The 11,590-nt window shown below is 64.0% G+C and carries 11 protein-coding genes; all 11 read left to right on the top strand.

Annotated elements, in window-relative coordinates:
• The coding region (tolQ, locus tag KBT70_RS05810; RefSeq protein WP_296629668.1) for a protein TolQ at nt 1–636 on the top strand (636 nt) is incomplete at its 5' end.
• Between the two features lie 3 nt (nt 637–639).
• The gene (gene tolR / locus KBT70_RS05805; RefSeq protein ID WP_296629666.1) at nt 640–1,113 is read left to right on the top strand and encodes a protein TolR; all 474 of its coding nucleotides are present in this window, start codon (nt 640–642) and stop codon (nt 1,111–1,113) included.
• 11 nt (nt 1,114–1,124) lie between these two features.
• Nucleotides 1,125–2,264, top strand: coding sequence for an energy transducer TonB (locus KBT70_RS05800; RefSeq protein WP_296629663.1), 1,140 nt, complete (start codon nt 1,125–1,127; stop codon nt 2,262–2,264).
• Nucleotides 2,261–3,586: a Tol-Pal system beta propeller repeat protein TolB gene (tolB, locus tag KBT70_RS05795; RefSeq protein ID WP_296629661.1), complete on the top strand. Its 1,326-nt coding sequence runs from the start codon at nt 2,261–2,263 to the stop codon at nt 3,584–3,586. Before KBT70_RS05800 ends, tolB begins: the two co-directional genes overlap by 4 nt.
• Before the next feature lie 74 nt (nt 3,587–3,660).
• A complete protein-coding gene (gene pal, locus KBT70_RS05790) occupies nt 3,661–4,179 on the top strand; it encodes a peptidoglycan-associated lipoprotein Pal (RefSeq protein ID WP_296629660.1) in 519 nt (172 codons plus the stop codon).
• Between the two features lie 21 nt (nt 4,180–4,200).
• Nucleotides 4,201–5,043 (top strand): tol-pal system protein YbgF, encoded by an 843-nt coding sequence (ybgF, locus tag KBT70_RS05785; protein ID WP_296629657.1) that lies wholly within the window; start codon nt 4,201–4,203, stop codon nt 5,041–5,043.
• Nucleotides 5,040–6,296: a tRNA lysidine(34) synthetase TilS gene (gene tilS / locus KBT70_RS05780; RefSeq protein ID WP_296629655.1), complete on the top strand. Its 1,257-nt coding sequence runs from the start codon at nt 5,040–5,042 to the stop codon at nt 6,294–6,296. Before ybgF ends, tilS begins: the two co-directional genes overlap by 4 nt.
• Nucleotides 6,297–6,375: 79 nt before the next feature.
• A complete protein-coding gene (gene ftsH / locus KBT70_RS05775; protein ID WP_296629653.1) occupies nt 6,376–8,292 on the top strand; it encodes an ATP-dependent zinc metalloprotease FtsH in 1,917 nt (638 codons plus the stop codon).
• Complete coding sequence (locus KBT70_RS05770) at nt 8,289–9,071, top strand: methyltransferase domain-containing protein (protein WP_296629651.1); 783 nt, start codon at nt 8,289–8,291, stop codon at nt 9,069–9,071. The genes ftsH and KBT70_RS05770 overlap by 4 nt, the downstream gene beginning before the upstream one ends.
• Before the next feature lie 66 nt (nt 9,072–9,137).
• Nucleotides 9,138–9,743: a sulfurase gene (locus KBT70_RS05765; protein ID WP_296629648.1), complete on the top strand. Its 606-nt coding sequence runs from the start codon at nt 9,138–9,140 to the stop codon at nt 9,741–9,743.
• 148 nt (nt 9,744–9,891) lie between these two features.
• On the top strand, nt 9,892–11,568 hold the full coding sequence (locus KBT70_RS05760; RefSeq protein ID WP_296629647.1) for a formate--tetrahydrofolate ligase: 1,677 nt from the start codon (nt 9,892–9,894) through the stop codon (nt 11,566–11,568).
• The last annotated feature ends 22 nt before the right edge of the window (nt 11,569–11,590 follow it).

Genomic DNA, 11,590 nt, shown 5'->3' with positions numbered 1-11,590 from the left:
GCGCGCGCCACCCTCATCGTCAAACTGGTGATGTTCATGTTGATCGTGGCCTCGTTCTGGGCTTGGTCGATCATCATTCAAAAGATCATCATCTACCGCAAGGCGCGGCTCGAGGCCGAAATCTTTGATCGCCGCTTCTGGTCGGGCGAGCCGCTCGATGGTCTCTTCGATGAAATCGGCCCAGACCCTGCTGGACAGTCTGAGCGGATTTTTGCCGCGGGGATGATGGAATGGCGGCGCAGTCACCGCAATGACGGCAATCTGATCGCCGGGGCCACGGCGCGGATCGACCGCAGCATGGACGTAGCCATCGCCAAGGAAGCCGAAGGGCTCCAGAGCGGACTTCGGGTGCTCGCAACGGTCGGCTCCACCGCGCCCTTCATCGGCCTTTTCGGCACGGTCTGGGGCATCATGCACGCCTTCATCGAGATCGCTGAGCAACAGAATACCAATCTCGCCGTCGTCGCCCCCGGCATCGCCGAGGCGCTTCTGGCCACCGGCCTTGGCCTGATCGCGGCCATTCCGGCGGTGATCTTCTACAACAAGCTCAGCGCCGACGCCGACCGGATCGTGGCGGGATACGAGGCTTTTGCCGACGAATTCGCCACCATTCTCAGCCGTCAGTTGGACAGCTAGGTCATGGGCGCGGGTGTTGTTCAGAAATCAGGCGATCACGGGCGCCGCAGGCGCGGGCGCGGCCGTTCGCGCCCGATGGCCGAAATCAACGTCACGCCCTTTGTGGACGTGATGCTGGTGCTTTTGATCATCTTCATGGTGGCCGCCCCTCTCATGGTCGTGGGCGTGCCCGTGGAACTGCCCAAGACCGCCGCCAATTCCCTGCCCAGCGAGGAAGAAGAGCCGCTGACCGTCACCGTCACCGCTGAAGGCGTGGTGATTATCCAGACCTCCGAAGTGCCTCGTGACGAGCTTGTCGTCCGTCTGCGTGCCATTGCGTCAGAACGCGACAGCACCCGCGTCTTTCTGCGCGCCGACGGGGCCGTGCCCTATCAAGAAGTGATGCAGATCATGGGCGCGCTCAACAACGGCGGCTTTGCGAATATCGGGCTGGTGACAGACGCTGGCGGCCCGGCGCTTGACGGGCAGGGCGGCTAGGGGCGCATCTGGTGAATACCGGACAGATCATATCGGGCGCGGGCCATCTGGCATTGATCGGCTGGGCCCTCTTTGGGGGCGTGTTCCGCTCTGACCCGCCACCGTTCGAGGTGGTGGAGGCCACGACTATTTCCACCGAAGATTTCGCGGCCCTTCTTGCGCGCACCACCTCGCCCGAGGCTGTCGCCACCGTTGACACGCCAGAGCCGCCGGCGCCGGGCGATGCCGCGCCGCCGCTCGCCTCCACCCCCGACACCGCGCCCGAGAGCACGCCGCCCGAGGCACAGGAGACCGCGCCGCCCGATCCCGCGCCGGACGTCACCGAGATCACCCCGCCCGCGCCCGCCGAGGTCGAAGACACAGCCCCTGTGATGGAAACCCCGCAAGAGGACGTGGCCGTCATGGTGCCGCAGGTCTCGCCTCGGCCTAAACCGCGTCCCGCGCCCCGCGTCGCGCCTGAGGCTGTGGCCCCGCCCGAACCCGACGTGCGCATTGACGAGGTGGCTCAGCCCGAGGTTGCCCCTGACGAGGGGGCTGAAGTGCCTCAAGAGCCCGCTGAAGCCACCGCACAGGAAGAGGCCGCCACCGAGATCGTGACCGAGGCAGAGGAATCCAAGGATACCGCGCCCACCTCGTCGCTGCGCCCCAAGCCGCGGCCCGCGCGCCCCGTGCAGCAAGCCGAGACCCCAAAGCCCGCCGAAACCCCGAAACCGGCCACAACCGAAACCCCGAAACCCGCGGCCCCCGCCACCGATCAGAGTGCGGTCAACGACGCTCTCGCTGCGGCCCTTGGCACCAGCCAGCAAACCGACACCGCCCCGAGCGGCCCGCCGCTGACATCGGGCGAAAAAGATGCACTCCGCGTGTCCGTGCAGCAATGCTGGAACGTTGGCTCTCTCAGCACCGAGGCGCTGGGCACCACGGTTGTGGTTTCCGTCCGCATGAGCGAGGATGGCAAGCCGGACAACGGTTCGATCCGCATGGACAGCTTTTCGGGCGGTGGTGACGCCGCCGCGCGTCAGGCGTTCGAGGCGGCGCGCCGGGCGATCATCCGTTGCGGGGCCAATGGGTTCAACTTGCCGCCGGAAAAATATGACCAGTGGCGTGACATCGAAATGACATTCAATCCGGAGAGTATGAGGATCAAATGATGCGCTTTATGATGACCCTCCTTGCGGCCCTCACACTTTGGGCCATGCCCGCGCTGGCGCAGGGCAATGGCCCGCTTCGGATCGAGATCACCGAAGGGGTGATCGAACCGATGCCTTTCGCCGTGCCTGATTTCGTATCGGACAGCGCGGCCGGTCAGGAACTTGGCCGCAACATCGCCAGCGTGATCGCCGCCGATCTCACCGGCACCGGGCTTTTCCGCCAGATCCCGAGTTCGGCCCATATCAGCCGGATCACCAGCTTTGAAAGCCCGGTGCAATATGCCGACTGGCGCGCAATCAATGCGCAGGCTCTGATCACCGGTGCGGTCAGCACCGATGGTGCCGGGCGCATCGTTGCCAAATTCCGCATCTATGACGTGTTTTCCGGTCAAGAACTGGGCGCAGGCCAGCAACTTGTCGGCACACAGGACGGCTGGCGGCGCATCGCCCACAAGGTCGCCGATCAGGTCTATAGCCGCATCACTGGCGAAGGCGGCTATTTCGACAGCCGCGTCGTCTTTGTCGCCGAGAGCGGCCCCAAGGATCAGCGCGCCAAGCGGTTGGGGATCATGGATTACGACGGGGCCAATGTGCAATATCTGACCGACAGCACCAGCATCGTGCTGGCCCCCCGGTTCTCGCCCACGGGCGACCGCGTGCTCTACACCAGCTATGAAACCGGCTTTCCCAAGATTTACGTGCTCGACGTGGCCAGTGTCGGGCGGCGCGAATTGCCCACGCAGGATGCCACCATGAGTTTTGCACCGCGCTTTGCACCCAACGGGCGCACCGTGGTCTATTCGCTGACCCAAGGCGGCAACACCGATCTCTACACCATGGACATCGGCAGCGGGGCCAGCTCTCGGCTGACCACCGCCCCCTCGATCGAGACAGCCCCCAGCTATAGCCCAGATGGCAGCCAGATCGTGTTCGAGAGCGACCGCTCCGGCACACCGCAGCTCTACATCATGTCTGCAGGCGGTGGCGAGGCCCGGCGCATCAGCTTTGGTGAGGGGCGCTATGGCACGCCCGTCTGGTCGCCGCGCGGCGATCTCGTGGCCTTTACCAAACAGTCCAAGGGGCGTTTTCACATTGGTGTCATGCGCACCGATGGCAGCGAAGAGCGTCTCTTGACCGCCTCTTTCCTCGACGAAGGCCCGACATGGGCCCCCAATGGCCGCGTCATCATGTTCACCCGCGAAACCCAAGGCGAACAGGGTCAGGCCAGCCTCTATTCGGTGGACATCACCGGGCGCAATCTCAAACAGGTGCCCACAAACACCGGGGCCAGCGATCCTTCGTGGTCGCCGCTTCAGAACTGAACCCACAAGGCCTGCGTTTCCTTGGGACGCGGGCTGTGATATGACAGGCCAAGGCAGAAACGAACGGGGCTAAAATGACCTATCTGAGCAAGACACTGATCCTCTGTGCAGGGCTGGCACTGGCCGCCTGTACCAATCCCGACCGCTTTGACGACGGCAATTCCGTCGATCTCAACAATGGCGCGAATGCCGGTGCGGGCTTTGCCGGCTCCGCGCAGGACCCGACCTCGCCAGCCTATTTCCAGCAGACCGTGGGCGACCGCGTGCTCTTTGCCGTGGATCAATCCACGCTCGGATCCGAGGCGCAGGTCACGCTCGACGGTCAGGCCAATTGGCTGACGACCAACCGCGATTTTACCGCCGTGATCGAAGGCCACGCCGACGAGCAGGGCACCCGCGAATACAACCTCGCCCTCGGCGCGCGCCGGGCGAATGCGGTGCAGGAATATCTGATCGGTCGCGGTGTGTCCCCCAATCGCCTGCGCGTTGTCAGCTACGGCAAGGAGCGCCCGATCGAGATTTGCAGCAATGAGGCATGCTACGCCAAGAACCGCCGTGCGGTGACGGTGCTTGCCGCCGGTCTCGGCAGCTAAGCCAAGAGAGAGGGCAGCACCATGCGCCGTTTCGCGTTTATTCTGGCCGCTGGTCTTCTTGTCGCGCCGCAGCATGCTCCGGCGCAGACAGAGCAGACGCTGGCCGACATCCGTCAGGAACTGTCGGTGCTTTTTGTCACCTTGCAGCATCTCAAGCGCGAACTCAGCACCACCGGCGCCGCGGGGCAACTCAGCGGCGGCGGCTCGCTTGTCGACCGCGTGAATGCGATCGAAAGCGAGGTTCAGCGCCTGACCTCCAAGACCGAAGAACTGGAATTCCGGATCGACCGTGTGGTGTCCGATGGCACCAACCGCGTGGGCGATCTGGAATTTCGCCTCTGCGAACTGGAACCGACCTGTGACATCGCCACGCTAGAGCCGGGAAGCACGCTGGGGGGCGTCGATCCGGTGACAGCGGGCGGCGGGGCCACCCCGCTTCCCACCACCCCCGAGGTTGGCTCAGCCGACAACCCTCAGCTTGCCATTGGTGAACGTGACGATTTCGACCGCGCCGAGGCAGCCTTGCAGGCGGGCAATCACACCGAGGCGGCGGCAGGTTTTGCCGCCTTCCTCTCGACCTATCCCGGCAGCCCCCTGTCGGGTCGGGCCGGTCTCTTGCGGGGTGAGGCGCTCGAGGCGGCAGGCCAGCAGAGCGAAGCCGCGCGCGCCTATCTCGACAGTTTCAGTGCCGCCCCAGACGGGACCGAAGCGCCGGAGGCGCTGTTCCGCCTCGGTCGCGCGCTGGGCCGCCTGGGCCAGACCCAAGAGGCCTGCGTGACACTGGGGCAGGTTGCGGCCCGCTATCCGACAGCAGCGGCAGTCTCTTCCGCGCAATCCGAGATGGGCCGCCTGGGCTGTTCGTGACCCCGCCCGCCGCGCCGTTGCAGATTAGCCTCGCGGCGCATTTCGCGGGGCAAATTCCGGCGCGATTGGGCGTAGCAGTCTCGGGCGGGAGCGATTCGCTGGCGCTCCTCCACCTCCTCCACGACTGGCAGCGCACAGGCGGTCCAACTGTTGCCGCTGTCACCGTCGATCACGGGTTGCGCGCGACCTCCGCGCAAGAGGCGGCAGATGTCGGGCAAATCTGTGCCCGCCTCGGCATCCCCCACGACATTCTGCACTGGCAGGGCTGGGACGGCACAGGCAATCTGCCCGATCAGGCCCGCCGCGCGCGCTATACCCTCCTGAGTGACTGGGCGCGCGCCCGTGACCTGAAGGATATCACCATTGGCCACACGCAGGACGACCTTGCTGAAACCTTCCTCATGCGGCTGGCGCGCGGCGCGGGTGTCGATGGCCTTGCCGCCATGCGCCCGCATTGGACCCAAGCGGGCGTGACTTTTCACCGCCCGCTGCTCGAAGTGGCGCGTGACACTCTGCGCGATCACCTGCGCGCCCTCGGGCAAACGTGGATCGACGATCCCACCAATGACGACACCGCCTATCTGCGCCCGCGCGCGCGTCAGGTTCTCGCGGCCCTCGCCTCGTTGGGCCTCGACGCCGCGACGCTGGCCGATGTGGCGCGCACCCTGTCCGAGGCGCGCACAGCACTGGATCACAGCACCCAAACCGCTGCCCGCGCCCTCATGCGCGTGCAGGCTGGGGATATCCTGATCGCGCAGACTGGCTTCAACGATCTGCCCGAGGAAATCGCCCGCCGCCTGATGCAGGCCGCGCTGCACTGGCTGGGCGGCGGTGATTATCCGCCGCGCGGCGCTGCCCTCGCGGCGCTGATCCAAGCCGCGCGCGCAGGTCAGGGCATGACCTTGAATGGCTGCCTGCTCCTTCCTGTTAAAAACGGCCAACTTCGCCTCACGCGGGAATATGCCGCGGTCCGGGATTTGCGCACGCCCGCAACGGCCCTCTGGGATCATCGCTGGCGGGCGACCGGCCCCGCATCCCCCGATGTCGAAATTGCCCCCCTAGGCCCCAACGGCCTGTGCGCTTGCCCGGATTGGCGTCTCAGCGGCCTACCGCATGCCTCGGCGCTGGCCACCCCCGGCCTCTGGCAAGGCGAAACGCTGATCGCCGCCCCGCTCATGGGCCACCCGAATGGCTGGGCGCTGACCCTCACCCCCGACCGGGACAATCTGCTCACGCCGCTATTATCTCATTGAAGATAGGGCCGTGATCTCTATTTATGATCAAGACGCCCTGTGCTAGACGCACGGGGATACGAATTTTGGGAGAGAACCCTTGGGTAACGCAAGAAATATCGCCTTCTGGCTGGTGCTGTTCCTGTTGATCCTCGCGCTGTTCAACCTGTTCAGCGGGTCGGGCAACACCCTCCAGAGCCGCGCGGTGCCGTATTCCGAGTTTGTGGCGGCAGTGGACAGCGGCAGCGTGAGCCAGGTCACGCTCGATGGCGAAACCGTCCGCTATCGCGGTGCGGACGGTCAGGACTATGCCACGATCAAGCCCGAGGATGCCGAGATCACCCAACGCCTGATCGACGCGGGCATCCCGGTCAAGGCCGAGAGCCAGCAGCAATCCGGCTTTCAGACCTTCATCGTCTCGCTTCTGCCCTTCCTTCTGCTGATCGGTGTGTGGATCTATTTCATGAACCGCATGCAGGGCGGCGGCAAAGGTGGTGCCATGGGCTTTGGCAAATCCAAGGCCAAGATGCTGACCGAAAAGCATGGCCGCGTGACCTTTGACGATGTGGCAGGCATCGACGAGGCCAAGGAAGAGCTTGAGGAAATCGTTGAATTCCTGCGCAACCCGCAGAAATTCTCGCGCCTTGGTGGCAAAATCCCCAAGGGTGCGCTGCTTGTCGGCCCTCCGGGGACCGGTAAGACACTGCTTGCCCGCGCCATCGCGGGTGAGGCGGGCGTGCCGTTCTTCACCATCTCCGGCTCTGACTTTGTGGAAATGTTCGTTGGTGTGGGTGCCAGCCGCGTCCGCGACATGTTCGAGCAGGCCAAGAAAAACGCGCCCTGTATCGTTTTCATCGACGAGATTGACGCGGTCGGTCGCCACCGCGGTGCCGGCTATGGCGGCGGCAATGACGAGCGGGAACAGACGCTGAACCAACTCTTGGTGGAAATGGACGGGTTCGAGGCAAATGAAGGCGTGATCATCATCGCGGCCACCAACCGCAAGGATGTGCTCGATCCCGCACTTCTGCGCCCCGGTCGCTTTGACCGTCAGGTCACCGTGCCCAACCCCGACATCAAGGGCCGTGAGAAAATCCTCAACGTCCATGCGCGCAAGACGCCGCTCGGCCCCGATGTGGACCTGCGCCTGATTGCCCGTGGCACGCCCGGCTTTTCCGGTGCTGACCTTGCCAACCTCGTCAACGAGGCGGCGCTGATGGCCGCGCGCGTGGGTCGCCGCTTTGTCACCATGGTCGATTTCGAAAACGCCAAGGACAAGGTCATGATGGGCGCGGAACGCCGCTCCATGGTTCTGACCGACAGCCAAAAGGAAAAGACCGCCTATCACGAGGCCGGGCATGCCGTGGTGGGCCTTGCCCTGCCGCAATGCGATCCTGTCTACAAGGCCACGATCATCCCGCGCGGTGGTGCGCTTGGCATGGTCGTCAGCCTGCCCGAGATCGACCGCCTCAATTGGCACCGCTCCGAATGCGAGGAAAAGCTGGCCATGACCATGGCAGGCAAGGCCGCCGAGATCCTCAAATACGGCGAGGATAACGTGTCCAACGGCCCGGCGGGCGATATTCAGCAGGCCAGCGGCCTCGCGCGCGCCATGGTGATGCGCTGGGGCATGTCGGACAAGGTCGGCAATATCGACTATGAACAGGCGCACGAAGGTTACATGGGCAATGGTGCCGGTGGCTTCTCGATTTCCGCGCACACCAAAGAGCTGATCGAGGACGAGGTCAAACGCCTGATCGACGACGCCTATATCCGCGCCAAGGAAATCCTGAGCGAGCGTCAGGCGGAGTGGGAACGTCTGGCGCAGGGTCTCTTGGAATACGAGACCCTGACCGGCGACGAGATCAAACGCGTCATGCGCGGCGAGCCGCCCATGTCGAGTGACGATGACGATGGCAACGCCGAGGCTACCAAACCCTCTGTCACCGCCATTCCCAAGACCAAGCCCAAATCCACCCCCGGCGACGGCGGGCTGGAGCCAGAGCCCTCGACGTGAGCACAACACAATCCAAACAGGACTGGAATCCCGGAGCCTATGCAAGGTTCCGGGATCAACGTCTGCGGCCCGCGCTCGATCTCTTGAACGCGGTTGGGCAGATGGGTGCGGGCGATGTGGTCGATCTGGGCTGTGGCCATGGCGTTATGGCCGACGCGCTGCGCGCCCGCGCAGGCAACCGCGCCATCGTTGGGGTCGATGCCAGCCCCGCCATGCTCGAAAAGGCACAAGGCGCTGGCTATGACGCGCTGCAACAGGCCGATATCGCCGATTGGATGCCCCGCCGCGCGCCGGGCCTGATCTATTCCAACGCAGCCCTGCATTGGGTCGGCAATCACGAAGCGCTGATGCCCCGGCTTGTCCGCATGCTGGGCAAGGGCGGAACGCTGGCCGTGCAGATGCCACATCAGAACAAGGCACCCTCACACCGCGTCTGGCTGTCGCTGGCCGAGGAGCTCTTTGCCGGGCGGATCGAAAAGATGGGCACCCCCGGTGTCATGTCCCCGATCAAGTACGAGGAGCTTTTGGCCCCTCTGGGTCAATTCCGCCTCTGGGAAACCGATTATTACCAGCGCCTGACCGCCGAACCCGGCAGCCACCCCGTGCGCCGCTATACCGAAAGCACCTATGCCCGCCCGGTTCTGGCCGCTCTTGATCCGGACGAAAAGAGCGATCTCATCCGCCGCTACGAAGAGGTGATGCACACCGCCTATCCGGTGCGCGCCGATGGCACCGTGCTTTTCCCGTTCCGCCGGATGTTCTTTACCCTCACGGTCTGAACCGAACTTTGAGCGGCCCTGCGGGGCGAGTATTTTTCACCAAGAAGAAATGGGGCGCGCGCGCCAATGCCCGCATTGATGCCAACCGAGTATCACGGTCGAATCACCTGGCTGGGCCGCGTGGCTGAGCGGGAGACGACGCTGGCGGCAGAACCGCTTGACGCGGTCGACGTGACCTTTGCCGGTGTCGCAGGCGAAGACCACGCGGGCCTCACTCGCCCTTCCTGCAGCCGGGTGATTTCCCAGCACCCCAGAGGCACCGAAATCCGCAATACGCGGCAATTCTCGCTGCTCTCGGTCGAGGAACTGACCGCCATCGCCGCAACCATGGGTATCGCAAGGATTGATCCCGCTTGGCTTGGTGCGTCTCTGGTGATCGAAGGTATCCCCGACCTCAGCCACCTGCCGCCCTCCTCGCGCTTGCAAGGGCCGGATGGGGTGACGCTGGTGGTGGATATGGAAAACCGCCCCTGCCACCTGCCTGCCAAGGTCATCGAGGCTCACGCCCCCGGCTTTGGCGCAAAGTTCAAGCGCGCAGCCCTCGGGCGGCGCGGTGTCACGGCCTGGGTCGAGCGTGAAGGGCGTCTTGCCTTGGGTCAGATGCTGCGCCTGCATATCCCCGATCAGCCGGTCTGGTCCGAACTCTCCCGCGCGCGCGGTACGTTGCTCTGAGCCGCTATTGCGGTTTCCGATCCGACACCGACTGCGATGATCCGCCGCAACCACAGGCCCATGTGTCGGATTCGCATGCTGTGGGATGCCGAGAATTGGCTATCACCGTGGTCAGATCAAGCCCAACAGACGAGGGAAGGAAACGACTATGGGTTACAAGAGCGACATCGAGATTGCGCGGGAGGCCAAGAAGCGACCGATTCAAGAGATCGGCGCCAAGCGGGGCATTTCGAACGAAGATCTTTTGCCCTACGGCCATGACAAGGCCAAGGTCAGCCAGAAATTCATCGACTCCGTTCAGGGCAACAAGAACGGCAAGCTGATCCTCGTGACCGCGATCAACCCGACCCCGGCAGGCGAGGGCAAGACCACGACCACCGTTGGTCTGGGTGACGGTCTGAACCGCATCGGCAAGAAGGCCACCGTCTGCATCCGCGAGGCCAGCCTTGGGCCGAACTTCGGGATGAAGGGGGGTGCTGCTGGCGGCGGCTATGCGCAGGTTGTCCCGATGGAGGACATGAACCTGCACTTCACCGGCGACTTCCACGCCATCACCAGCGCGCACAGCCTGCTCAGTGCCATGCTCGACAATCACATCTACTGGGGCAATGAACAGAACATCGACACCCGCCGCGTCGTGTGGCGTCGTGTGGTCGACATGAATGACCGCTCGCTGCGTCAGATCACCTCGTCGCTCGGCGGCGTGTCCAACGGCTTTGCCCGTGAGGATGGCTTTGACATCACCGTCGCCTCCGAGGTCATGGCAATCCTCTGCCTCTCCAAGAACCTCAAGGACCTCGAAGATCGCCTGGGCTCGATGATCGTGGCCTATCGCCGCGACAAGACGCCCGTCTTCTGCCGCGACATCAAGGCCGAGGGCGCGATGACCGTGCTCCTCAAGGACGCGATGCAGCCGAACCTCGTTCAGACGCTGGAAAACAACCCGGCCTTCGTGCATGGCGGGCCCTTCGCCAATATCGCACACGGCTGCAACTCGGTCATCGCCACCACCACCGCGCTCAAGATCAGCGATTACGTTGTGACCGAAGCGGGCTTTGGTGCCGACCTTGGCGCTGAGAAGTTCATGAACATCAAGTGCCGCAAGGCAGGTCTTGCGCCCGATTGCGTGGTCATCGTGGCCACGGTGCGGGCGATGAAAATGAACGGCGGCGTGGCCAAGGCGGATCTGGGTGCCGAGAATGTCGACGCGGTCAAGGCTGGCTGCCCGAACCTCGGACGCCACATCGAGAACGTCAAATCCTTCGGCGTGCCGGTGGTCGTGGCGATCAACCATTTCGTCACCGATACCGAGGCCGAGATTGCCGCAGTCAAAGAGTATGTCGCAGGCCATGGGGCCGAAGCGGTCCTGTCGCGTCACTGGGAACTGGGCTCTGAAGGGTCCGAGCCGCTGGCGCGCAAGGTGGTCGAACTGGCAGAGTCCGGCAAAGCCAACTTTGCACCGCTCTACCCTGACGAGATGTCGCTCTTCCACAAGATCGAGACCATCGCCAAGCGCATTTACCGCGCCGACGAGGTGCTTGCCGATCAAAAGATCCGCAACCAGCTCAAGGAATGGGAAGCGCAGGGCTATGGCCATCTGCCGGTCTGCATGGCCAAGACGCAGTATTCCTTCTCGACCGACCCCAATCTGCGCGGCGCACCGACCGATCACACCGTGGCTGTACGTGAAGTGCGGTTGTCCGCCGGCGCCGGGTTCATCGTTGTCATCACCGGCGAAATCATGACCATGCCGGGCCTGCCCAGAACCCCGTCGTCGGAGAAGATCTGCCTCAATGACAACGGTCAGATTGAAGGGCTGTTCTAGAGCCGGTCATGTCTGGCTGGCG

It is taken from the genome of Roseovarius sp. (assembly GCF_018066915.1).
Classification (GTDB): domain Bacteria; phylum Pseudomonadota; class Alphaproteobacteria; order Rhodobacterales; family Rhodobacteraceae; genus Roseovarius.
Note: the sequence above shows the minus strand (reverse complement) of the source record. Positions and strands in the feature narration are given on the sequence as shown.